22 protein-coding genes are annotated in these 24,419 nt (G+C 55.8%); 14 read left to right on the top strand and 8 right to left on the bottom strand.

The window, feature by feature from the left end; translation table 11 throughout:
* Positions 1–88 precede the first annotated feature (88 nt).
* Positions 89–1,438: an NCS2 family permease gene (locus ACVKSX_RS17840; protein WP_022625223.1), complete on the top strand. Its 1,350-nt coding sequence runs from the start codon at positions 89–91 to the stop codon at positions 1,436–1,438.
* A 145-nt stretch (positions 1,439–1,583) separates the two neighbouring features.
* Positions 1,584–3,233, top strand: a complete 1,650-nt coding sequence (locus ACVKSX_RS17835; protein WP_256844435.1) for a Na+/H+ antiporter — start codon at positions 1,584–1,586, stop codon at positions 3,231–3,233.
* A 44-nt stretch (positions 3,234–3,277) separates the two neighbouring features.
* Here the strand turns inward: ACVKSX_RS17835 and ACVKSX_RS17830 are convergent, their stop codons facing one another.
* Positions 3,278–4,180, bottom strand: a complete 903-nt coding sequence (locus tag ACVKSX_RS17830; RefSeq protein WP_010252153.1) for a LysR family transcriptional regulator — start codon at positions 4,178–4,180, stop codon at positions 3,278–3,280.
* A gap of 103 nt (positions 4,181–4,283) precedes the next feature.
* On the opposite strand from ACVKSX_RS17830, the gene ACVKSX_RS17825 reads away from it, so the two are divergent.
* The 3 genes from ACVKSX_RS17825 to ACVKSX_RS17815 all read left to right on the top strand — a co-directional run bounded on the left by ACVKSX_RS17825 (position 4,284) and on the right by ACVKSX_RS17815 (position 6,079).
* A complete protein-coding gene (locus ACVKSX_RS17825) occupies positions 4,284–4,709 on the top strand; it encodes a CidA/LrgA family protein (RefSeq protein WP_010672051.1) in 426 nt (141 codons plus the stop codon).
* Complete coding sequence (locus ACVKSX_RS17820; RefSeq protein WP_010252149.1) at positions 4,702–5,397, top strand: LrgB family protein; 696 nt, start codon at positions 4,702–4,704, stop codon at positions 5,395–5,397. The genes ACVKSX_RS17825 and ACVKSX_RS17820 overlap by 8 nt, the downstream gene beginning before the upstream one ends.
* A 136-nt stretch (positions 5,398–5,533) precedes the next feature.
* On the top strand, positions 5,534–6,079 hold the full coding sequence (locus ACVKSX_RS17815) for a YfaZ family outer membrane protein (protein WP_010252147.1): 546 nt from the start codon (positions 5,534–5,536) through the stop codon (positions 6,077–6,079).
* An 82-nt stretch (positions 6,080–6,161) separates the two neighbouring features.
* Here the strand turns inward: ACVKSX_RS17815 and ACVKSX_RS17810 are convergent, their stop codons facing one another.
* The 3 genes from ACVKSX_RS17810 to acs form a co-directional block, all read right to left on the bottom strand.
* Positions 6,162–7,817 (bottom strand): cation acetate symporter, encoded by a 1,656-nt coding sequence (locus ACVKSX_RS17810; protein WP_022625224.1) that lies wholly within the window; start codon positions 7,815–7,817, stop codon positions 6,162–6,164.
* The gene (locus ACVKSX_RS17805) at positions 7,814–8,143 is read right to left on the bottom strand and encodes a DUF485 domain-containing protein (RefSeq protein ID WP_010252143.1); all 330 of its coding nucleotides are present in this window, start codon (positions 8,141–8,143) and stop codon (positions 7,814–7,816) included. Before ACVKSX_RS17805 ends, ACVKSX_RS17810 begins: the two co-directional genes overlap by 4 nt.
* Positions 8,144–8,283: 140 nt before the next feature.
* Positions 8,284–10,239 (bottom strand): acetate--CoA ligase, encoded by a 1,956-nt coding sequence (acs, locus tag ACVKSX_RS17800; RefSeq protein ID WP_010252142.1) that lies wholly within the window; start codon positions 10,237–10,239, stop codon positions 8,284–8,286.
* Positions 10,240–10,822: 583 nt separating this feature from the next.
* Here acs and gltP point away from each other — a divergent pair.
* From gltP to ACVKSX_RS17770, 6 genes are all read left to right on the top strand, one after another.
* Entirely contained in the window at positions 10,823–12,124 is a 1,302-nt protein-coding gene (gene gltP, locus ACVKSX_RS17795; RefSeq protein ID WP_010252141.1) for a glutamate/aspartate:proton symporter GltP, read from the top strand.
* Positions 12,125–12,341: 217 nt separating this feature from the next.
* Positions 12,342–12,617 carry a type II toxin-antitoxin system RelE family toxin gene (locus tag ACVKSX_RS17790; RefSeq protein ID WP_010252139.1) on the top strand — a complete coding sequence of 92 codons (276 nt, stop codon included), beginning with the start codon at positions 12,342–12,344 and terminating at the stop codon, positions 12,615–12,617.
* A gap of 119 nt (positions 12,618–12,736) precedes the next feature.
* Complete coding sequence (locus ACVKSX_RS17785; protein ID WP_346455516.1) at positions 12,737–13,111, top strand: helix-turn-helix domain-containing protein; 375 nt, start codon at positions 12,737–12,739, stop codon at positions 13,109–13,111.
* An 839-nt stretch (positions 13,112–13,950) separates the two neighbouring features.
* Complete coding sequence (gene murQ / locus ACVKSX_RS17780) at positions 13,951–14,862, top strand: N-acetylmuramic acid 6-phosphate etherase (protein ID WP_089414662.1); 912 nt, start codon at positions 13,951–13,953, stop codon at positions 14,860–14,862.
* The gene (murP, locus tag ACVKSX_RS17775; protein ID WP_354439278.1) at positions 14,862–16,316 is read left to right on the top strand and encodes a PTS N-acetylmuramic acid transporter subunit IIBC; all 1,455 of its coding nucleotides are present in this window, start codon (positions 14,862–14,864) and stop codon (positions 16,314–16,316) included. Before murQ ends, murP begins: the two co-directional genes overlap by 1 nt.
* Before the next feature lie 228 nt (positions 16,317–16,544).
* A complete protein-coding gene (locus tag ACVKSX_RS17770; RefSeq protein WP_354439276.1) occupies positions 16,545–18,089 on the top strand; it encodes a methyl-accepting chemotaxis protein in 1,545 nt (514 codons plus the stop codon).
* 22 nt (positions 18,090–18,111) lie between these two features.
* Here ACVKSX_RS17770 and ACVKSX_RS17765 read toward each other — a convergent pair whose 3' ends face one another.
* Complete coding sequence (locus ACVKSX_RS17765) at positions 18,112–19,077, bottom strand: AraC family transcriptional regulator (RefSeq protein WP_064704971.1); 966 nt, start codon at positions 19,075–19,077, stop codon at positions 18,112–18,114.
* 105 nt (positions 19,078–19,182) lie between these two features.
* On the opposite strand from ACVKSX_RS17765, the gene ACVKSX_RS17760 reads away from it, so the two are divergent.
* The 3 genes from ACVKSX_RS17760 (at position 19,183) to yncE (ending at position 22,047) form a co-directional block, all read left to right on the top strand.
* Positions 19,183–20,370 (top strand): MFS transporter, encoded by a 1,188-nt coding sequence (locus ACVKSX_RS17760; RefSeq protein WP_010252123.1) that lies wholly within the window; start codon positions 19,183–19,185, stop codon positions 20,368–20,370.
* Positions 20,371–20,582: 212 nt separating this feature from the next.
* On the top strand, positions 20,583–20,792 hold the full coding sequence (locus tag ACVKSX_RS17755; RefSeq protein ID WP_009092571.1) for a YdgH/BhsA/McbA family protein: 210 nt from the start codon (positions 20,583–20,585) through the stop codon (positions 20,790–20,792).
* A gap of 202 nt (positions 20,793–20,994) precedes the next feature.
* Positions 20,995–22,047 (top strand): 7-bladed beta-propeller protein YncE, encoded by a 1,053-nt coding sequence (gene yncE, locus ACVKSX_RS17750; protein ID WP_010252121.1) that lies wholly within the window; start codon positions 20,995–20,997, stop codon positions 22,045–22,047.
* Between the two features lie 122 nt (positions 22,048–22,169).
* On the opposite strand, the gene ACVKSX_RS17745 is transcribed toward yncE, so the two are convergent.
* The 3 genes from ACVKSX_RS17745 to sbmA form a co-directional block, all read right to left on the bottom strand.
* On the bottom strand, positions 22,170–22,469 hold the full coding sequence (locus tag ACVKSX_RS17745; RefSeq protein ID WP_010252120.1) for a helix-turn-helix domain-containing protein: 300 nt from the start codon (positions 22,467–22,469) through the stop codon (positions 22,170–22,172).
* Between the two features lie 3 nt (positions 22,470–22,472).
* Complete coding sequence (locus ACVKSX_RS17740; protein WP_010252117.1) at positions 22,473–22,823, bottom strand: type II toxin-antitoxin system RelE/ParE family toxin; 351 nt, start codon at positions 22,821–22,823, stop codon at positions 22,473–22,475.
* A 234-nt stretch (positions 22,824–23,057) separates the two neighbouring features.
* The gene (gene sbmA, locus ACVKSX_RS17735; protein WP_010252115.1) at positions 23,058–24,302 is read right to left on the bottom strand and encodes a peptide antibiotic transporter SbmA; all 1,245 of its coding nucleotides are present in this window, start codon (positions 24,300–24,302) and stop codon (positions 23,058–23,060) included.
* Between the last annotated feature and the right edge of the window lie 117 nt (positions 24,303–24,419).

Below are 24,419 nucleotides of genomic sequence, written 5' to 3'. Positions count from 1 at the left end.
CCCGACAGTGACGCCGTCTACCCGCTTATTCCAGGGACAGCGATGGTCGCAGAGCGATCCACACAACAAAAATTTTTGAGGCTCAACTATGTCAACTGAATCACGCCCGGCCAGTGGAAAACTGGACGCCTGGTTCTCGATCTCGGCGCGCGGCAGCAGCGTGCGCCAGGAAATTCTGGCCGGACTTACCACCTTCCTGGCGATGGTCTACTCCGTTATCGTGGTGCCAGGAATGCTGGGCAAGGCCGGTTTTCCCCCTACTGCCGTGTTTGTCGCCACCTGCCTGGTTGCCAGCTTTGGTTCCATCATTATGGGACTGTGGGCCAATCTGCCGATGGCGATTGGCTGTGCAATCTCCTTAACCGCCTTTACCGCTTTCAGCCTCGTGCTGGGCCAGCACATCAGCGTGCCGGTTGCGCTGGGCGCGGTGTTCCTGATGGGCCTGCTGTTTACCCTGATCTCAGTGACCGGCATTCGAGCCTGGATCCTGCGTAACCTGCCGATGGGCGTGGCGCACGGCACTGGCGTCGGAATTGGCCTGTTTTTGCTGCTGATTGCGGCTGACGGTGTAGGCCTGGTAGTGAAAAACCCGGCACCGGGCCTGCCGGTGGCGCTGGGGCACTTCACCACTTTTCCGGTAATGATGACGCTGCTGGGACTGGCAGCAATTATTGGACTGGAGAAGCGCCGGATGCCCGGCGGTATTCTCATGACAATTATCGCCATTTCGCTGTTGGGGCTGATTTTCGATCCGGCGGTGAGCTACAAAGGATTGTTTGCGCTGCCGAGCCTGCGTGATGCCAGCGGTGAGTCGCTGCTGTTCAGCCTCGACATTATGGGCGCGATGCAGCCGGTCGTGCTGCCAAGCGTGCTGGCACTGGTGATGACGGCGGTCTTTGACGCGACCGGCACCATTCGCGCGGTCGCGGGTCAGGCAAATCTGCTGGATAAACAGGGCCAGATTATCAATGGTGGCCGTGCGCTGACTAGCGACTCCGTCAGCAGCCTGTTCGCGGGTCTGGTGGGCGCGTCACCGGCTGCGGTTTATATCGAATCGGCGGCAGGAACGGCGGCGGGGGGTAAAACCGGTCTTACCGCGATTGTGGTCGGCCTGCTGTTCCTTGCCATTCTGTTTATGTCACCGCTGGCGTATCTGGTGCCGGCTTACGCCACCGCGCCTGCATTAATGTATGTGGGTCTGCTGATGCTCAGTAATGTGGCGAAAGTCGACTTTAATGATTTTGTCGATGCGATGTCGGGCCTGTTAACGGCGGTGATTATCGTGCTCACCTGTAACATCGTCACGGGCATTATGATCGGTTTCGCCAGCCTGGTCGTGGGGCGTCTCTTCGCGGGGGAATGGCGCAAGCTCAACGTCGGCACCGTCATTATTGCTATCGCGCTGGTGGCGTTTTACGCCGGTGGCTGGGCGATCTGACTGTACAACCGGGCGTGCGGCTGCACGTCCGGAATTTTCCACTATTTTCCCGCCCGGCGCACGCGTAGCTGACAATCTTCACCGCAGTTTGTTTTACACTTTAGCGCTTAACCAATGATTGAAAGAAACGACGCCTAAGGAAAGCATGGAAATCTTTTTTACAATTCTCATCATGACGCTGGTCGTGTCGCTCTCTGGCGTTGCGGCTCGTATCCTCCCTTTTCAGATCCCGTTGCCGCTGGTTCAGATCGCCGTGGGTGCGATGCTGGCCTGGCCAACTTTTGGTCTGCATGTCGACTTTGACCCGGAGCTGTTTCTGGTGCTCTTTATTCCGCCGCTGCTGTTCGCGGATGGCTGGAAGACGCCGATCAGTGAGTTCCTGCATCATGGTCGCGAGATAATTGGCTTAGCACTGGCGCTGGTCCTGATTACCGTGATCGGCATCGGCTATCTGATCTACTGGCTGGTACCAGGTATCCCGCTGATCCCTGCCTTTGCGCTGGCGGCGGTGCTGTCACCGACCGATGCCGTGGCGCTCTCAGGCATTGTCGGTGAAGGCCGTATTCCCAAGAAGATTATGTCGATCGTGCAGGGCGAAGCCCTGATGAATGACGCTTCGGGCCTGGTATCGCTGAAATTTGCCGTGGCAGTCGCCATGGGTACCATGGTGTTTACCTGGGGTGGTGCCAGCGTTGAGTTCCTGAAAGTGGCGGTGGGTGGTCTGATTGCGGGTGTCGCGATCTGCTGGCTCTACGGTAAGTCACTGCGCCTGCTCAGCCGCTGGAGCGGTGACGATCCGGCTACCCAGACCGTACTGCTGCTGCTGCTGCCGTTCGCTTCTTACCTGATTGCTGAACATCTGGGTGTCTCAGGCATCCTGGCGGCCGTGGCGGCCGGTATGACCATCACCCGTTCCGGTATTATTCGTCAGGCACCGCTGGCGATGCGCCTGCGTGCCAACAGCGTCTGGCAGATGCTGGAATTCGTCTTTAACGGCATGGTCTTCCTGATGCTGGGCCTGCAGTTGCCGGATATTCTGCAGACCTCTGTCGATCAGGCGCAGGCCGATCCGAACGTCGAGCTCTGGATGCTGTTTGCCGATATCGGGCTGGTCTATGCCGCGCTGATGATCGTGCGTTTTGGCTGGCTGTGGATTATGCAGCGCTTCAGCAAACGCCTGCTGAAGAAGAAGCCGCTGGAGTTCTCCAACTACTCGTTGCGTGAACTGCTGATCGCCTCCTTTGCGGGTGTGCGCGGCGCGATTACCCTGGCCGGTGTCCTGTCGATTCCGCTGTTCCTGACCAGCGGCGAGCCTTTCCCGGCGCGTTATGAACTGGTCTTTATCGCCACCGGCGTGATTCTCTTCTCGCTGTTGGTAGGGGTAGTGATTCTGCCGATTCTGCTGCGCGGCATTGATACTATTGATAAAGGCGCACACCGTCGCGAGTTGCAGAATGCGCGTGCGGTAATGGCAGGTGCAGCCATTGAGAGCCTGCACAAGATGGAAGAGCGGCTGGAGAATGAGTCGGAAGAGAACATCGATCCGGAGCTGCTTAAAGAGGTGAGTCTGCGGGTGATTGGCAACTTACGTCGTCGCGCTGAAGGGAAGAATGACCTTGAACACGCGCTGTTCGCCGAGAACCTGGAGCGTCGCTTCCGCCTGACCGGACTGCGTGCCGAACGTGCTGAGGTCTATCATCTGCGCGCCACCCAGCAAATCTCCAATGAGACGATGCAGAAGTTACTGCACGACCTGGATCTGCTGGAAGCGCTGCTGATCGAAAAAGAGGAGTAAGTCCTGACTGGCACGCCTGCGCGTTAATGCGGCGTGCCAGCCTTTCACACCGACAGGCGCGGCGGCTCATCCGGCCAATGCTCGCGACAACAGGCTATCCACGCCTGCGCACTGCGCGACAGATAACTCCCTTCCCGCCAGATCAATCCCAGACTCCACTTCAGCTCCGATTCCAGCGGCAGCCACAGCAGCGACTGCTTATCCAGCCGCTGACAGATCGGCTCCGGCAGAATCGCCAGCCCCATCTCCGCCTGCACCATCGCCGCCAGAAAATCCCACTGTCCGCTGCGAACCGCCACCGTTGGCGTCAGGTTGAGCCGCTGAAACGCCTGCATCAGCTGACGATTCAGCGAGAACTCCTCATTAAAAATCAGCAGTGGATGCTCTGCCAGTTCTGCCAGTCCAATCTGCTGGCGGCTGAGCCACTCCGGGCGACGCGGCAGCAGTACGCAGAGCGGATGATGCATCAGGGGCAGGGTGTTCAGCGGCAGCTCGGCATCGACCGGTAGCGCGGTCAGGGCGATATCCAGACTGCCCGCCAGCACCGCCTGCTGGACGGTCAGACCGCCGAATTCAGAGATTTTCAGCTTCACACCGGGATAGCGGCGGCGAAACGCGGAAATCGAACCGGCGATCTGCATACCGACCATCGGCGGAATACCCAGTCGCAGCTCACCGGTTTTGAGCTGGTTGATGTCACCAATCTCCGCTTCCAGCTGATGAAACTCCTGCAGGATCGCCAGGCCGCGCTGATAGACCGCCTGGCCGCTGTCGGTGAGGTGCAGACGACGACCATCGCGCAGGATCAGCGTGCAGCCCAGCTCCTCCTCCAGCTGGCGCAACATTTTGCTGATGGTCGGTTGCGTCACAAACAGCTTCTGCGCCGCACGGGTAAAGCTTTGCTGGCGTACGACTTCAGTAAAGTAACGCAGGGCGCGGACATCCATAACTATTCCTTTCAGGCATGATTTCGATAATTTTAATTCATTTTTTTCACCTACTGTTGACGATTTATACTGGTGACATCAATTTAATCGGGGAGACAAGGTGATGGCGTTAGCGCTCACTTTACGCAGCAACCGCGCAGTGCAATGGCTCAGCCTGCCGCTCCAGCTGGGTTTCTATATCGGCCTGTTTATCGCCTGCGACCGGCTGGTGAGCTGGCTGCATCTGCCGCTGCCCGCCAATATCGTCGGGATGCTGCTGCTGCTGGCGTTAATCGTGACGCGGATTGTGCCGCTGAACTGGGTGAAAGCCGGATCACGCTGGCTGCTGGCCGAGATGCTGCTGTTCTTTATTCCGGCGGTGGTGGCGGTGGTGAACTATGGCGATCTGCTGCGGGTTGATGGCTGGCGCATCTGTGTGGTGATTGGCGTCAGTACGCTGCTGGTGCTGGCCTCGACTGCCTGGGTGGTGGACCGGCTTTATCAGTATGAAGTCGCGCGCGCCGCGCGTAAGCAGGATCCGCATGCGTGATTTTCTTCTCAGCCTGCTGTGTGTAGCCGTTACGCTGCTGGTTTATGCGCTGAATAAACGGCTTTATCGCCGCTGGCGGACGCTGCTGCTGATGCCACTGGTGATGACGCCGCTGGTGCTGGTGGCATTGCTGCTGCTGACGCATATCAGCTGGCAGGATTACATCGCCGAAAACCACTGGCTGCTCTGGCTGCTGGGGCCAGCGACGCTGGCGTTTGCGGTGCCGGTCTATGAGAACGTGGAAATTATTAAGCGCCACTGGCTGTCGCTGAGCGCGGGCGTAGTGACCGCGACGCTGGTCGCCGTCTGCAGTTCCGTCTGGCTGGCGCGGCTGTTAACCCTGCCGGAGTCGATTCAGCGCAGCCTGGCCGTGCGCTCTATCACCACGCCGTTTGCGCTGGCTGCGGCGGGTCCGATTGGCGGGCAGCCCGATCTGGTGGCGCTGTTCGTGGTGATCACGGGCGTGTTTGGCATGGCAATCGGCGACGTGCTGTTTCTGCGGCTCGCCATTAAGCAGGGCGTGGCGAAAGGCGCGGGATTCGGTGCGGCGTCACACGGTGCCGGCACGGCACGCGCCTATCAGATTGGCGAGCAGGAGGGCGTGGTCGCCAGCCTGGTGATGATGCTCTCTGGCGTGGTGACCGTGGTGCTGGCCCCGCTGATTGGGCACCTGATGTGGACAATATAGGCTACACTCCGTCGCTCAGGGGCTGGTCTGCGCTGAGACACGTATTTTTACGTAAAGTTTTCCAGATTTTGTTGTCTCCCCATTTCAGGCTGTTAACCTTGCGGCCGAATTAATTGTCCTTTCACGGAGTGGAATCATGTTTAAGCAACTTGTTGCCGGGAGCGCCCTCGGGCTGGTTTTAATGAGCGGTGCCGCTCAGGCGATTGAAGGCAGTGTTGATGTCAGCGAACATAACACCAACCTGAATGTGGGTCTGGGCACCACAACACCCGGTCTGTTTCTGAAAGGTAACTGGCTGCGTAGCGACCATGACGGCAGCACCTACGGTGCCGGTCTGGGTTACAACGTTGATTTCGGGCCGCTACGTCTGGCGCCGACCGCAAAAGCGATCTTCACCCATCCTGAAGATGGAAAAGATGGATTTGCGGTGGCGCTGGGTGGTGCAGCACACTACAGCTTCAACAGCATGTGGGGCCTGTATGGCGAATATTATTACGCGCCAGAGTCTTTCACCGATCAGCTCGACAGCTATCAGGAAGCCGGTGGCGGCCTGAGCTTCACGCCGGTTTCACTGCTTAACCTGCGTGTGGGTTATCAGTACATCGAACTGAACAACAAAGATGGACGCAAAGATAACGTGCTGGTCGATGGCCCGTACGTGGGTGCATCGCTGCGCTTCTGATTCTGCTGCGCAAAAGAAGAGGGCGACTACTTCGGTAGCCGCCCTTTTTTATTGCCTGCTCGTTATGAACGAAAAGCCACGATCAGTGCGCTTTGCCCTGTTCGATGCCGGTGCCGGTCTGCGAGCGGATAAACTGTGCACGGAAGCGTGAACGTTCTTCTGCGCCCTGCTGCGAATGGTCGGTAATGGAGAAGAGCCAGATGCCCACGAAGGCCACCGCCATGGAGAACAGCGCCGGATACTCATAGGGGAAAATCGCCTTCGCGTTGCCCAGCACCTGTACCCACACCGTCGGGCCGAGGATCATCAGGATGACGGCGGTCAGCAGACCGAGCCAGCCGCCCACCATCGCGCCGCGCGTCGTGAGTTTTGACCAGTACATCGACAGCAGGATGATCGGGAAGTTACAGCTGGCCGCAATCGAGAAGGCCAGCCCGACCATAAAGGCGATGTTCTGTTTCTCAAACAGAATACCCAGCGCAATCGCCACCACGCCCAGCGCCAGCACGGTAATTTTTGAAACCCGCAGCTCATCTTTCTCGCTCGCCTGGCCTTTACGATACACGCTGGCGTAGAGGTCGTGAGACACCGCCGACGCACCTGCCAGGGTTAAGCCTGCGACAACGGCCAGAATCGTGGCGAAGGCAACCGCAGAGATAAAGCCCAGGAAGGTGCTGCCGCCCACGGCGTTCGCCAGATGCACCGCCGCCATATTGGTGCCGCCAATCAGCGCGCCGCTGGCATCTTTAAAGGCCGGGTTAGCCCCCACCAGCAGGATGGCACCGAAGCCGATAATAAAGGTCAGGAAGTAGAAGTAACCCATAAAGCCGGTGGCCCAGAAGACGCTTTTACGTGCCTCTTTAGCATCCGCTACGGTAAAGAAGCGCATCAGAATATGCGGCAATCCGGCCGTACCAAACATCAGCCCCAGCCCCAGCGACAGCGCGGAGATAGGATCTTTGACCAATCCGCCAGGCTGCATAATCGCGATGCCTTTTGGATGGACCGCCATCGCTTCGGTGAACAGCGTATTAAAACTGAAACCGGTCGCCTTCATTACCATGACCGCCATGAAGGTGGCACCAAACAGCAGCAGCACGGCTTTGATGATCTGCACCCAGGTGGTGGCCAGCATGCCGCCAAACAGCACATACATCACCATCAGAATGCCGACCAGGACTACCGCAACATGGTAGTTAAGGCCAAACAGCAACTGGATCAGTTTACCGGCCCCGACCATCTGCGCGATCAGGTAGAGCGCCACGACCACCAGTGAGCCGCAGGCTGACAGCGTGCGGATCGGCATCTGCTTCAGACGATATGAGGCGACATCGGCAAACGTGTAGCGACCCAGGTTACGCAGTCGCTCAGCGATTAAAAACAGAATCATCGGCCAGCCGACCAGGAAGCCGAGCGAGTAGATCAGCCCGTCATAACCGGAGGTGTAAACCAGCGCCGAAATGCCCAGGAACGAGGCGGCCGACATGAAGTCACCCGCCATCGCCAGGCCATTCTGGAAGCCAGTGATATTGCCGCCCGCGGTGTAGTAGTCATTACGTGATCGGGTGCGCTTTGAGGCCCAGTAAGTAATTCCCAGCGTGGCCCCGACGAAAATCGTAAACATGATAATCGCCTGGTAGTTGGTCGCCTGGCGCTGCACGGCACCGGTTATCGCATCGGCAGCCAGCGCTGAAAACGGCAGCATTAAGGCCAGCAGCCATAAGGTGAGACGAGTCATGATTTCACCTCGCTGAGGATCGCTTTCGTTAAACGGTCAAACTCACCGTTGGCACGCCAGACATAGACGCCGGTCAGCACAAACGACATCACAATCAGCCCGACCCCAATCGGGATACCGCGCGTGACGTTGGTGCCGGCATGCAGCGGCGTACCGAGCCAGCCGGGGGCAAACGCGATCAGCAGGATAAAGCCGACATAGAGCACCAGCATGATCAGCGACAGCAGCGTCGCGAACGCCTGACGCTTACGGACTAACTCATGAAAAAGGGGATTACGCTCAATCTGTTGATTGATGGCATCCTGATTCGAAAGGGCGTCATTCATCACATTTTCTCCAGAGGGCTTGCAGGCGAGAACCTCGCGACAGGGCGCGGATTCAGCTGGTTATAATATTTGTGACTACCGAAACAGACTGCGTAGGGCGGGTGTGGCGGGAAGCGATCTTCCCGCCGGACAGCGTGCGCTTAAGGCATTTTGATCGACTGTTTCTCCTCAAGCAGTTTTTCTACTACGCCAGGATCGGCGAGCGTAGAAGTATCACCAAGATTACTGGTATCTCCGGTGGCAATTTTGCGCAGAATACGCCGCATGATTTTGCCGGAGCGGGTTTTCGGCAGTGAGTCGGTCCAGTGCAGCACATCCGGTGTGGCTATCGGGCCAATCTCTTTACGGACCCACTGGCGCACTTCGGTATACAACTCCGGCGACGGCTCTTCGCCATGATTCAGCGTGATATAGGCATAAATCGCCTGGCCTTTGATGCTGTGCGGAATCCCCACTACCGCCGCTTCGGCAATTTTAGGGTGCGAGACCAGCGCCGATTCAATTTCGGCGGTGCCGAGTCGATGACCGGAAACATTGAGTACGTCATCGACGCGTCCGGTGATCCAGTAGTAGCCATCTTCATCACGACGGGCACCATCACCACTGAAGTAGACATTTTTAAAGGTAGAGAAGTAAGTCTGCTCGAAACGGTCGTGATCGCCATAGAGGGTACGTGCCTGACCCGGCCACGACTCGGTGATCACCAGATTGCCTTCACAGGCGCCTTCCTGTGGCTGACCTTCGTTATCCACCAGCGCGGGCTGCACGCCAAAGAACGGTCGGGTGGCGGAACCCGCTTTCAGTTCGGTCGCACCCGGCAGCGGCGTGATCATGAAGCCGCCGGTTTCGGTCTGCCACCAGGTATCAACAATCGGGCAGCGGCTGTTGCCGATTTTCTTGTAGTACCACTCCCAGGCTTCCGGGTTAATTGGCTCACCGACCGATCCCATAATGCGCAGGCTGCTGCGGTCGGTGCCGGCAATCGCCTTATCACCTTCCGCCATCAGCGCACGGATTGCAGTGGGCGCGGTGTAGAGCAGCGTGACTTTATGTTTATCGACCACTTCCGCCATACGGCTCGGCGTTGGCCAGTTTGGCACCCCTTCAAACATCAGTGTGGTGGCGCCACAGGCCAGCGGGCCATAAACCAGATAGCTGTGGCCCGTCACCCAGCCAACATCAGCGGTGCACCAGTAGATATCATCCTGATGGTAATCAAAGACGAACTTAAAGGTGGTCGCGGCATAGACCAGATACCCGCCGGTGGAGTGCAACACGCCTTTGGGTTTGCCGGTTGAACCGGAGGTATAAAGGATAAACAGCGGATCTTCTGCGCCGACTTCTGCGGCAGCGTGGTTGGTGCTCGCGTTCAGCATCAGGTCGTGCCACCACTGATCGCGGCCTTCAACCCAGCCCACATCTTTACCAGTGCGCTGGAACACCACCACGTTTTTCACGCTGGTGACATTGGGATTTTTTAACGCGTCATCGACATTTTTCTTCAGCGGAATGCTGCGACCGGCGCGGATCCCTTCATCGGCCGTGATTACCAGCGAGGCGCTGGAATCGACGATGCGGCCCGCGACCGCCTCTGGTGAGAAACCGCCAAAGATCACCGAGTGAACGGCACCGATACGCGCACAGGCCAGCATCGCTACTGCGGCTTCCGGCACCATCGGCATATAGATCGCCACCACGTCGCCTTTTTTCACTTCCAGCAGTTCCAGCACGTTGGCGAAGCGACAGACTTCGGCATGCAGCTGGCGGAAAGTCAGGGTTTTGCTTTCGCTGGCGTCGTCGCCTTCCCAGATAATCGCCGGGTGATCGCCGCGCGTGGCTAAATGACGGTCAAGGCAGTTTGCCGCCAGGTTGAGCGTGCCATCTTCGTACCAGCGAATGTTAATGTTACCTGGTGCAAACGAGCAGTTTTTCACTTTGCTGTAAGGCTTGATCCAGTCAAGGATTTTGCCCTGTTCGCCCCAGAAACTGTCTGGATCGTCGACAGATTGCTGATACATCGCCTGATACTGTTCTGCAGTAATCAGGGTGTTTGCTGCAATATTCTCTGGAACGGGATGTTTGTGTATTTGGCTCATGGCGGATCTCCTTGAAGATGTTAATGATATGTCAATCAATGGTTAATTAAAGCCTGCGCCAAAGCTTTGTTTCTTTTTTGCGCCACAGATCACGTGATACACATCCCCCAAGAAGCGTTAAGCCATTCTGATCTATCAGGTTAACGCTCTGGCGGCGCTGGAGAAGTCAGGCATCGCTTTTACGCTTTTATCCTGAATAAAAAGCGAGCAAACGCGTCGGATCAGTTTTTAAGCGTTTCTGCATAGCTATGCGTAAATTCATCGAAGTAATACTTTTCATAACAGCAGGTTAGGGTTTTTCAGCTCCAGCAGCACTTTATGCTGCTTAGATGGTGAACTTTTAATCGGATCCGCCAGGGGTTGCATTTACCACAGTGAAAATGGTACTTATCTCGCCCCTGTTCTGCAGGTATCAACTCAGACCGCGTCTGAAAATGGGTATGGGAATCATCAGATTTTCATACGAGGCGCTGTTTCAAGACACCCTCTAATTTACCGGGCTTTTTGCTCACTCCCTGTGTGTATTGTCTTCTGCACCTTCGCAGTAGAGAGAAACGGGTTTTGACTGAGGAAATTACACGTTATGAAAGGTTTTAAAATCAGCCTGGCCTGGCAGATTCTGACAGCCCTGGTGCTTGGCATCGTTGTGGGTGCTGTGTTGCATAATCAGCCAGACAATCGTGAATGGTTAGTCACCAACATTCTCAGCCCGGCAGGCGATATCTTTATTCATCTTATCAAGATGATTGTGGTACCGATTGTGATTTCATCCCTGATTGTCGGCATCGCTGGCGTGGGTGATGCAAAGAAGCTGGGACGCATCGGCGTCAAAACGATTCTCTACTTTGAAGTGATCACCACCATTGCCATTGTGGTCGGTATTACGCTGGCCAACGTATTTCAACCCGGCACCGGCATTGATATGTCAACGCTGGCAACGGTGGACATCTCTAAATATGAAGCGACAACGGCAGAGGTACAGGGCGGTCCGCACAGCCTGGTGACCACCATTCTGTCGCTGATCCCGCAGAATATTTTCGCCTCAATGGCGAAGGGCGACATGCTGCCGATTATCTTTTTCTCGGTGCTGTTTGGTTTAGGCCTGTCGTCACTGCCGTCAGAACAGCGCGATCCGCTGGTGAACCTGTTCCGTGGCATTTCGGAAGCGATGTTTAAAGTGACGCACATGATCATGCGCTATGCCCCGGTGGGTGTGTTTGCGCTGATTGCAGTGACGATTGCTAACTTCGGCTTTGCCTCGCTCTGGCCGCTGGCTAAGCTGGTGTTGCTGGTTTACGCGGCAATTCTGTTCTTCGCCTTTGTGGTGCTGGGCGGAGTGGCGCGCTTCTGTAAGCTGCGGATTACCACGCTGATGCGTATCCTGAAGGATGAGCTGATTCTCTCTTACTCCACTTCCAGTTCGGAAACGGTGCTGCCGCGTATCATGGAGAAGATGGAAGCCTACGGCGCGCCGAAAGCGATCACCAGCTTCGTGGTGCCGACCGGTTACTCGTTTAATCTGGATGGTTCAACGCTTTATCAGAGTATCGCAGCGATCTTTATTGCGCAGCTGTATGGCATTGACCTGTCGCTGACCGACGAGATTGTGCTGGTAATAACGCTGATGGTGACCTCTAAAGGTATCGCTGGCGTGCCAGGCGTCTCCTTCGTGGTGCTGCTGGCCACACTGGGCAGCGTCGGCATTCCTCTGGAAGGTCTGGCGTTTATCGCCGGTGTTGACCGCATCATGGATATGGCGCGTACCGCGCTGAACGTGGTTGGTAATGCGCTGGCGGTGCTGGTGATTGCCCGCTGGGAAAACCAGTTCGACGTCGAAAAGGCGAAAGAGTATGAGCTGGAGCTGCGGACACAGACCGCAAGCTGAACACGGCATTAACGTAAGAATGGGCTCAACGAAAGTTGGGCCTTTTTTTATGAGATTTTTCATGGCAGATATACAGGTTGACTGAAAATTAAAAGGTTATAATTTTATAACTAAAAACCATGTTTATACGACAGGGATATTGTGATTATGATTGATTATAGTTATATTCCGTTGCGGTGAGTTGACTGTCTTCTTTGACAACATGGAGTGTTGACGGATGCCAGAAATTAACTGGACGAAAAAGGCATTGAAACAGCTTTATGGGCTGCCTCAGAAAGAGGGCAACGCTATTGAAGATGCTGTAGAGGCGCTGGCTAAATGGCCGGATATTCCCCATCTGAAAGTCGAAAAGCTGACTGATGATAAACAGAAGCGAATGAAGCTGGTAGTAGGTCACTACCGCGTACTCTGGAAGATAGAGAAAGGTCAGCCAGTAGTGATAGATATACTTGAAGTCGTAAGAAGAACATCGACCACGTACAAAAAGCGCTAGCAGTGTGGCAGGAGCAATGTGCGTCATCAATAAGTTCTGTGCAGCCGGGTTTAGCGTTCCGCAGCACAGGCAGACGATCAGACAGTGTTGCCTGCCGTACCAGTAAGGAGTGATTACCCATGAATGCTATACAGTTTCTGACGGACGAGCGCGGGAACCGCACTGGTGCTGTCATCCCTATAGAGCTGTTTAATAAGCTCATGGCTGAACGTCATTTAGATGATGTGTTTGAGTCTGTCCCTTATGAAGTGGGTCCAGACGATGATGAAACGATTCCTCACGATGTAATGAAAATCAGCCGACGGCAATCCGTTCCTTTGCATGTTGCCTGGCGTTTGCATCGTCACATGTCACAGGAAGAGGTGGCGAATAAACTGGGCATCACGCAGGCTGGCGTGTCGAAGTTAGAGTCGAGAAAGAAACCTCAAAAACAAACGCTTGAGAAGCTGGCTGTTTTATATGGCTGCAGAACGTCACAACTTTATATTGATTAAATGGTTGCGCGTTTAACCTGCGATTGGTGGGTTTTAATTGTCTTTTGGATGAGTGACATAGGATGGGAGGCGAGGTCTTTGCAGGGAAAACAGTGCTCCGTTCAGTCGGATACCAGCAGTGACTGCGTAAAGTCGTCGAAAACCCATCCCTGGGGCCTCGGCCGCCGGTTCACTCACCTCATCCATGAGGCTCGCCCGCAAGCGGGCCAACGCTTTGCATTGTTCAAAAACGCTCCCGACGTTTTTGAACAATGCGGCGGACGCTTAACTCCGTCAATGCTGGTATCCGCCTTCTCATCCACCTCGGGTACAGATTGTCAGAAGGACAAAAACCAGGAAAGGACATCTTACTCCAGCAGGCCTTTTTCAACGTTTATGTCCGACTCAAGCCTCTTTTCAAGCAGCCATAAAAAAGCCTGAGGGAAGAAAAGGTTCACCTGAAGAGTAAAGCGTCCCACGGCAGGGACGGCGTGGGCTTAGCGTCAGTGTGCCTGAGGCCGCGTTCCATCATTCAAACAGCAATAAAAAAGCTTGAAGGAAGAAAAGGTTCACCTGAAGAGTAAAGCGTCCCACGCCAGGGACGGCGTGGGCCGAGCGTCATGGATGACGAATGCGTCTTTACGATCAGGTGAACCTTTTCTGACCGGCACCGGTCTCCCAGCGATTGCACTCACATGCACCGAACCCAGGTCGTAATGCTTATACTCATCACTCACCCAACCTGATCCCCCGCAACATGACTCACCCCACATCCATCGAAAAAAGATCTCACCCAATGAATTAATCATTCGTTATGATAGTTAGTAATTTGAATAATTTATTCCTTTGCGGAGCCCGCCATGAAACTCGACCTCAGCCAGATGATCACCGAAGGCCGCAACCCGGCCAGCCAGAATATTGACGAACTCTCCACCGAAGCGATGCTTCGCGTCATCAATGATGAAGATAAAAAGGTGGCGCTGGCGGTAGAGGCCATCATGCCGCAGATTGCCGCCGCCGTTGACGCCATCTGCGCCGCCTTCCAGGCCGGTGGACGACTGATCTATTGCGGCGCAGGCACCTCCGGTCGACTTGGCATACTGGATGCCAGCGAATGCCCACCTACCTTTGGCACACCCCGCGAGCAGGTTATCGGCCTGATTGCAGGAGGCCATACCGCCATACTCCAGGCGGTAGAAAACGCGGAAGACAACCGGGAGCAGGGCGCGCAGGATCTGAAAGATATCCACTTCAGCCGCCACGATGTGCTGGTTGGCATCGCCGCCAGCGGTCGCACACCCTACGTACTGGGCGCGCTGGCTTACGCGAACGAACTTGGCGCAACCACTGTATCGCTCACCTGTAATCCAGGCAGCGCCATGTCGCAGGTTGCCGCGATTGCGCTCACGCCGGTGGTCGGCCCCGAAGTGATCACCGGGTCTTCCCGTATGAAAGCGGGCACGGCACAAAAACTGGTGCTCAACATGCTCACTACCGGGTCGATGATCCGCAGCGGAAAAGTGTACGGCAACCTGATGGTCGATGTGGAAGCCACCAATCAGAAACTGGTGCAGCGTCAGGTTAACATCGTCATGCAGGCCACTGACTGTGATGAGGCGACGGCCAGCGCCGCGCTCACCGCCTGTGGCGGACACTGCAAAACCGCCATCCTGATGGTGCTGGCTGACCTGGCTGCCGATGAGGCGAAAGCGCTGCTCAGTCAGCATCAGGGCTTTATCCGTCAGGCTTTACAGGCAGCGGGAGCACGCTAATGGCCAGAATCACCGAGGCACTGTTGCGCGACATCCTGCAGGCGGTCGGTGGCGCGCAAAATATCGCGGCCTGTGGTCACTGCATGACGCGGCTCCGCCTGACGCTCAATCAGCCGGGAGAGAGTGATCTGGCACGGTTAAAAAGCCTGCCGGGTGTCTTAGGCGTTATCGACAGCGAGGCACAGTTGCAGATTGTGCTGGGGCCTGGCAAGGCGCAAACCGCCGCCGAGGGGATGCAGAACCTGCTGGCTCAGGGTGATACCGCGCTGGTACCGCAGGGCGAAACAGCGGAACTTCGCGTGCTGGCGCAGCAGCAGAAGCAGCAGCTAAAGGCGAAACAGACCAGCGGCGTGCATCAGTTCCTGTCGCGCTTCGCCACCATCTTCACTCCGCTGATTCCGGGCTTTATCGGCGCGGGGCTGCTGCTGGGATTTGCCACGCTGATTGAACAGAGTCTCCACCTCAACGCACCCGGTGACCACGCGCCCTGGCTGCTGCATACCGTGGCGTACATGAAAGTCTTCGGTAAAGGGCTGTTCACCTTTCTCAGCATCCTCATTGGCTACAACGCGCAAAAAGCGTTTGGCGGCAGCGGCGTCAATGGCGCAATCATCGCCTCGCTGTTTGTGCTCGGCTATGTGCCCACGGCCACCACCGGCTACTACAGCGGCATGGAAAACTTCTTTGGCCTGGCGATCGACCCGCGCGGCAACATTATTGGCGTGCTGATGGCGGCGATTATCGGGGCGTGGATTGAAAAACAGCTGCGCAAAATCATTCCCGACAATCTCGATATGATCCTCACCTCGCTGTTTACGCTGTTGATCACCGGCGCCATCACCTATCTGTTGATCATGCCGCTGGGCGGCGAACTGTTTAAAGGGATGTCGTGGCTGTTTATCCATCTCAATAACAATCCCTTTGGCTGTGCGCTGCTGGCCGGGCTGTTCCTGATCGCGGTGATGTTCGGCATCCATCAGGGCTTTATTCCGGTCTACTTTGCGCTGATGGAAACCCAGGGGTTTAACTCGCTCTTCCCGATTCTGGCGATGGCGGGAGCAGGCCAGGTCGGCGCATCACTGGCATTGTGGTGCAAAGCAGAAAAAGGGGCGCTGCTGCGGGCGCAGATCAAAGGCGCTATCGTGCCGGGGCTGCTTGGCGTCGGTGAACCGCTGATCTACGGCGTCACTTTGCCGCGCCTCAAGCCTTTTATCACCGCCTGCGGCGGTGGTGCGCTGGGCGGGTTCTTTATCGGGCTGGTGGCGTGGCTGGGTTTGCCGGTCGGGATGAACACGGTATTCGGACCCTCCGGCCTGGTCACGCTGCCACTGATGACCTCCAGCCAGGGGATCTTCGCTGGCATGGCGGTCTATCTGGCCGGGCTGATGGTGGCCTGGATCGGCGGATTCCTGCTCACCTGGTGGTTTGGCACCCGTAATGTCGACCTCAGCTGACCCGCTGCCGGAATTCTCCAGTCCGGCTAACGGATGGATAATCAACCAAAAATGTGAAAGCCGCTACAAAGCGGCTTTATTATTGCCACTAATTTAACTTAAACGCTAAAGAGTAGGCAGAAGCATGCCGAAAACATAAAAAAAGGTAATCGTTATCTCTCAGCCCACAGTTTTCATGCCGACACTCAGACCGTCGCGTGCAGGACGTCGGGTCTCCAAGGACTTTTGATGCGTAACAACCAGCCTGTCTCTCAGCGTGAATATCTGTTCGACGATAATGCGACACTGATGTCGACCACCGATCTTAACAGCCACATCACCTACGCTAACGACGCGTTTATCGAGGCGAGCGGCTTCACCGCCGACGAGATCAACGGCCAGCCGCATAACATGGTGCGTCATCCCGATATGCCATCAGAAGCGTTTGCCGACATGTGGGCGACGCTGAAACAGGGTGAGCCCTGGACGGCACTGGTCAAGAATCGCCGTAAAAATGGCGATCACTACTGGGTGCGGGCCAACGCCATTCCGGTAGTCCGCGACGGTAAAGTGCAGGGCTACATGTCGGTGCGCACCAAACCCACGGCAGAGGAAGTGCGTCAGACTGAGGTGCTCTATCAGGATTTTCGTGAAGGCCGCGCCAGAGGGCGACGTTTTCACAAAGGCCTGCTGGTTCGCAGCGGCTGGCGTCGTCCCGCCTCAATCCTGAAGACGCTGCCCCTTCGCTGGCGGATCCGCACAACGCTGCTGACGTTACTGCCCCTCTCGGTGGCAGGGGTCTGGGCGCTGGGCATGACGCCCACGGCACTGGCAGGCTTTACCGCGGGAATGGTTGCGCTGCTTCTGCTCTGCAGCCTGTGGCTGGAGCAGCAGATTTCACGCCCTATTGAGCGGATGTGCAAACAGGCGCTGAGCGTGGCAACCGGTGCCAGCCATAAAGTGGAGCAGATGGACCGCGTTGATGAGGTGGGTGTGACGCTGCGCGCCATCGGTCAGCTCGGATTGATGTTCCGCTGGCTGGTGGATGATGTCAGCGGCCAGGCGATCAACGTGCTGAGCGCCAGCGACGCCATCGCCCGCAGCAATAACGAACTCAGCCGCCGTACCGAACAGGCGGCTGCCAACGTGCAGCAGACTGCGGCCACCATGAACGAAATGACCGCCACGGTGAAGAGCAACACTGAAACTGCACATGAGGCGAATACCCTCTCAGCCGGCACCAGCCACGCTGCCAGCAAAGGCGGTGAGGTGATGACCGAAATGATGGGCATGATGGGCGAAATTGCTGACAGTTCAAAGCGGATTGCCAATATTACCAGCGTCATTGACGGGATTGCGTTCCAGACCAATATCCTGGCACTGAACGCCGCCGTGGAAGCGGCGCGGGCCGGTGAGCAGGGCAAAGGCTTTGCGGTGGTTGCCGGAGAAGTGCGCAGCCTGGCGCAGCGCAGCGCCAAAGCCGCGAGCGAAATCAAAATGCTGGTTGAAACCAGCGCCAGCCGGGTCAACTCGGGCAATGAGCACGCCAGCGCGGCAGGCCGCACGATGCAGGATATCGTGTCGCAGGTGCAGAATGTCACCGCACTGATCGCCCAGATCAGCGCCGCCACGGCCGAACAGGCGACCGCGCTCAGCGAAGTCAGTTCAGCGGTGGAAGATCTTGATGATATTACCCACCAGAACGCCGACCGCGTGATAGAAAGCGCCGAGGCTTCAGGCCGCATGACTCATCAGGCTAACCGTCTGGTCGAAGCGATCAGCGTCTTTCGTTAAGAGAAGAGATTAAGCGGCCCGGTTAAGAGGCCAGCGCCTGCGTGCCGTCGCGTCCGGCACGCAGTGCGCCTGGTGACTGACCGACAATCCGTTTAAAGGCGCGACTGAATGCCGCAATCGAGCCGTAGCCGAGATGATAAGCCACGGCTTCCACCGCTTCACCGTTGTTCACAATCCGCTGCACCGCCAGCCGCATCCGCAACTCCGTCAGATAGCGCAGCGGCGTCATGCCGGTGGCATTGAGAAACCGTCCGGCAAACACTGAGCGCGAACAGCCTGCCACGCTGGCCAGCCGCGCCACCGTCCAGTTTTCGCCTGGCTCCCGATGCATCGCAGCAATCGCCTGACTCAGACGTGGATCGCGCATCGCCTGCACCAGCCCACTGCGCTCGCCGCAGCCGTTCTCTACCCAGCCGCGCACAATCAGCGCGGCAACCACATCTGCCAGACGCGACAGAATCCCGGCGAATCCCGCCTGGCGGGTGCGAGACTCCCGTTCCATCGCCGCCAGAATCGGCTGAATCTCCGGGTATTGCGACAGCAGAGTACTCACCAGCATCACATCGGGCATGGTGTTGATCAGCGGCTGCATGCCGCCGAGCTCAAACGCCATGCAGGCGCTGAACAGCAGCACACTGTGCTCGTCATCACAGGCATCTTCCGGGGCTGCAATGGCGCAGACGCTGTCGCAGAGCGGCTTGCTCGCCATGTTCTTAATACACTGGCAGCTCGCCTCCTCACTGGAGATCAGGCTGTGGGGTTTGCCGTGCGGCACCAGCAGCGCATCGCCGCTGTTGAGCTGAAACACCTCGCCGGAGGCGCTGCGCACCATCAGTGAGCCGCGTCCGACAAAGTGGAACTGCGCCCGGCCCGGCGCGTGCTCATAACGCAGCCCGAACGGCGCGCTCACTGCGATACGCTGATAGTTCACGCCATAGAGGCGCATCCCCATCAGCAGCTCGCTGGTCAGATCTCCATAGTGGCTCATGTGATTCCAGACGAATTATCAAAAATGAAGGTGTAAGCATCATAGATCGTCCTGACGCGTCGCTCTATGCTCACACTCACTTTTTTTATCTTCCGGAGAAGCAGCATGAGTCTGACAACCGAAGTGGCTGATGAGGTTTCCTCGCCGACCCGTCCCGCGTGGGGCGCGGTATTTGCTATGGCATTTGGGGTGTTCAGCCTCATCACCGCCGAATTTTTACCCGTGAGTCTGCTGACGCCGATGGCTCACAGCCTGGGCGTATCCGAAGGCCAGGCGGGACAGACCGTCACCATCACCGCGCTGGTGGCGCTGTTTACCAGTCTGGTCACCGGCAGCGTCACGCGGCGCATCGACCGCCGCATCGTCATGCTGGTATTTTCGTTGTTGCTGATCGCGTCGGCACTGATGGTGGCGTTTGCGGCTGACCTGACGGTGATCCTGCTGGCGCGGGTGCTGCTGGGTATGGCCATTGGCGGCTTCTGGACACTCTCAACCGCCATCACCATGCGCCTGGTTCCCACCGATCAGGTGCCGCGTGCGCTCTCTATCGTCTTCAGCGGTATCTCGCTGGCGACGATTATCGCTACGCCACTGGGCAGCTATCTCGGCGGACTGGTGGGCTGGCGCAACATCTTTATGCTGACTGCCGGACTGGGTGCGGTGGCGCTGCTGTGGCAGTTCTTTACCCTGCCCGCCATGCCAGCAGAGAACAAAGCCCGCAACGGCGGGGTGCTGGCGCTGCTGCGAATTGGTGTGATGCGCTGGGGAATGCTGGCGGTAATCATGATGTTTACCGGTCACTTCGCCTTCTTCACCTATCTGCGTCCATTTCTGGAAAGCGTTGCGCAGCTCAACCTCAATCAGCTGTCGCTGGTGCTGCTGGCCTTTGGTGTGGCGAACTTCTTTGGCACCTCGCTGGCCGGTTTCCTGGTCACCCGCAGCGTATCACTGACCCTGAGTGGCATGGCGCTGTTGATGAGTGTCACCGCGCTGCTGCTGGTGAGCTTTGGCGATGTCAGCTGGATGGTAGGTGCAGGCGTGGCGATCTGGGGTATGGCGTTTGGTTCGATGCCAACCGGCTGGTCAACCTGGATTTCGCGCGCGGTGCCGGATGATGCGGAGTCAGGCGGCGGTTTACTGGTTGCCACCATCCAGCTGGCGATTACTGTCGGCGCGGCGGCGGGCGGCTGGATGTTTGACCTGCGCGGCGCAGGCGGTGTGTTCGTTGCCAGCGGAGTGCTGATGCTGCTGGCCGCGCTGACCATCTTCACCCGGGTACGACATCACGGTTAAATCCTCAAGGGCAGCAATATATGCTGCCTTTTTTTATGGGGGTAGATTATTAACCTTTTGAGTGATAACTGTGCGAAATATGCTTTTTATCATCAATTTTACTGAACGAGTTAAGCAAAACCCTCCGCTTTTTACTGATCAACTTCCGGACTAATATATCTATCAACAAGGCAGCACGCCTTACCTGATAAAAATTAACCGAGGAATTGACCATGAAATCTATCAAAACTTTTGCAGCTGTTATCGCGCTTTCTGTTCTGCCATTTGCCAGCTTCGCACAATCTGTGACCGCCATCGACTCTACGCTGGATGGTGCTGAAGCGAAAATCGCTGCGCAGGCTCAGGAAGCTGGTGCTTCATATAAAATCACTGAAGCTTACACTAACAACGGCGTTCACATGACCGCTGAGCTGCTGAAATAAGTTAAGTTTTACCCTCTTGTGCTGACAGGACGCCTTTGGGCGTCCTGGCGGCGTTTATCCGCTAATAATCCTGTCCCTTTCCCCCCGAAATAATTATTATTCTCAAAAACAATTCTGCATCTGACTGCTGGTCAGCTGTTTCTGGTTGCAATGTCGGGCTTTCTTTTCACTGCGTCTGCAGTGGATTAACTATGGAGAAGTTATGAAAGCGATTACCAATACGTGCCGGACCCTGCGTCCGCTGTTACTGGCTACGGCCCTGTTCTCTGCCTCAGGATGGCTGGCGGTGCAGGCTGAAGATCTCAATCAGGCTGTGGGTAAAGGCGTCTATGAACTGGCAGTCAGCCCGAAAGATAACGCGCTGTTCGTGGCGACAGCGCAGAACAGCAGCGGTGACGGCGGCACAGTTTTCCGTCTCGACCCGGCGACGCTGGCGGTACAGCAGTCGATCAATACGGAGCTGAAATCTTTCGGCGCGGCGATCAACCCGCAAACCAACGTGCTCTACATCGGCAACACCGTAAACGGCTCGGTTACGGCCATTGACGCCAGCAGCGGCAAAGTGCTCAACACGCTGGTGCTGGATAGCCGTAAGCGCAGTGAGACAGTGCGCCCATTGCAGCCGCGTCAGGTGGCGGTTAATGCTAAAACTAACCGGGTTTATATCACCGGCCTGGGACCGCAAAGCGTGGTCTGGGTGGTGGATGGCAGCACGCTGAAGCTTGTCAGTACCATCCCGAATACCGGTAAAATGGGCACCGGCCTGGCGGTAGATTCAGACGCGCAAAAGGTCTACGTCACCAACGGTGATGGTGAACTGGTGACGATCAATGCGCGCACCAATGCCATTGAGAAAAAGCAGAAGATTGACGGAGATAAAGAGCACTTCTTCCTGAACATCGCGCTGGATACGCGCGGTCAGCGCGCCTTCCTGACAGATTCAAAGCAGGCGCAGGTGCTGGTGGTTGATCTGCGTAATCAGCAGGTGATTCAGCGGATTGATGTGCCGGAATCGCTGGCGGTGCTGTTTAATGGTGATCGCGATGAGCTTTATGTCACCCATCGCAAAGCGGGTGAAGTCAGCATCATCGACGCCAGCAGCTATAAGGTGAAGCGCACGGTGAAAACCCCGGCGCTGCCTAACAGTCTGGCACTCTCGGCAGACGGCAAGGTGCTTTATGTCAGCGTGAAGCAGCCTGGCTCGCGTAAGGCGCCGCCAAAAAATCCTGACAGCGTGATGCGTATTGCACTGTAAGGCGTGACGTCCCTGACACTGCTGTGTTGAAGCTGTTTTACATCCGGTCTTTGTAAACGAGAAAGCCACTCTGACGAGTGGCTTTTTTATTTAAACAGAATCGCTTTCGCCGTTTTGAGGGTTCAGATGCGAAAGGCCACTCTTTTTCCGGTCGGAAGTTCCACATCAAGACTGAGTTTTCCGCCCATTGCTTCGACATAGCGTTTCAGCGTGGCAACCTTAATCTCATTTCCGCGTTGCTCAATCTGAGCAACGGCAGGCTGACGCACGCCCATGGCCTCGGCGAGCGTCTTTTGTGATAACTGAAGCTCTTCGCGAATCATCTGAAGCCCGACTTCCAGAATCATTTCATCAGACATTTTTTTGATTCGCGCCTGACTCTCAGGGGAGAAGTCGGCGATAACATCATCCAGGGTTCTCATTAATTATTTCCCTTTCTCCTGTTCAGCCAGCCAGGCTGAAAATTCATCGTCAGCGATGCGTATCATTCGGATATAAAAACGTTTGTCATGACTCTTATCTCCGGCACATAACACAATAGCCTGGCGGACAGGGTCAAATGCATAAAATGCCCGAATTGGCTTTCCTGAAAACTGTACGCGGAGTTCTTTCATATTCCTGTACTGCGAGCCCTTGAGAGTATCAGCATAAGGGCGAGGCAAATCAGGGCCGTATACTTTTAACTTTCCCAGATCCGCTAACATTTTTTCCTGCAGGGCTTCTTCCTGCTCACTTAGCCAGCTTTCAAAGCGCGGGCTCAGGAGTACGGTCCACATGACATACTTCCTTGTATATATTCCGTCATACAGGGTACAGATTATAAGCTACAGCTTATAAATTCAAGCCAGAGAACACGCATGACGGCTGATTTAAGCATTAAAAAAGCCCGCTTTCGCGGGCCAGGAGCAGCACATCTCTGCTGTTACAGGAGTCCTGCAGGTTCTTTGCGGGATGATCCGTGGCTGAGGAGAGTGGGGTGGCAATCGACCCGTGCCGCCATCCTTAAGTAGTTACACCTCTTCCGACGCTTCGCGCATCATCTCATCGTGCGGAACATCATCCAGAATCTGCTCAAAGCTGCGCAGACGCTTGTAAATCGACATCAGTTCAACCAGCGTTGACCACGAGGTGATCAGATACTGGAAAGAACCGCGAACCTGATCGAACACGTTGCTAATTTGATTGAGCAGACCCAGTGTTATCGTTCCTGCGGCGATTGATGGGAACAACATGACCAGGCCAAAGAGATTATCTATCTGTAAATAGAACATTCTGGCGATATTGAAGTACAGATAATGAAAATAGAGACGAAAGTAATTCAGTCTGACGTTGTCAAAAAGCACTCTTACCGTCGGCGGTGTAGCGCGGTCAGCATTGTCTTCGCCGTAAACCAGTTCTTTACGATAAGCTGCTTCTACTCGCTGGTTACGAAACTCCAGGCCTGGTAATTTTAATCCGACTACTGCTAACAGTCCTGTTCCCAGTACAGACCAGACAACGGCGGCAATGACCAATGCATAAGGTATGGCGCCAAGAATCGGTACGCTTTTTACATGGTGTGACAGCTGAACCAGTACTGGCAAAAAAGCGATGAGCGTCATGATAGCCTGTATGAAACTGACTCCCCATCCCTCCAGTGTGAGAGCAAAGCGCATCGTATCTTCCTGCACACGCTGCGCTGCGCCTTCAATATGACGTAATCGCTGCCAGTGGTGCATATAATAATTATTCATCGCGGTACGCCAGCGGAATACCCAGTGGCTAATAAAAAAGGCATTTATTACGCCAATAGTCACAGCAACCATAACAATGCCTGCTACGCCCACAATTTCAGAATAGAGCTGGCTAATTGATACAGAACCGGCTTTTGTTATTGCCTTTTGTATCAAGTCGTAAAAGGGTTGATACCAGGCGTTAATTGCTACGCCGACCTGAACCCCAAACCAGGTAACAAAAATAATTAGCGCAGAGCCCCACACTGACCAACGCTGCCAGGGGTGGTTATCAATCACTCGCCAGGCAAGTGCGAACAGGGCAACCATTATCCAGTAATAGGCATAAAACCATAACTCACCTGGTGCAATGAAGCGCATCACTGTCGTGGGCAAAGGCTGCTTTATCGCAGCCTGAAAAGCAGGCCAAAAATGAGCAGGTAAATCGCTGGCAAAGCCGAACCAGGCAAAAATCGCTACTAAGCTCCAGACAGCCGCAGAGCTGAAAAACAGCGCTGGCCGCGGAAAAAAAGACTTAAACATAGGCACTCCGCTGTTGTGTGTTGCCTGTTATAACGTTTTTGACGGGTCGCTGTCTGTAGTCTGTTGTTTCTGCTAATGACAGGAGGGGGATAGATGTTAATGAAATTGTGCGGTTTT

It is taken from the genome of Pantoea sp. PvP021 (assembly GCF_054056055.1).
Note: the sequence above shows the minus strand (reverse complement) of the source record. Positions and strands in the feature narration are given on the sequence as shown.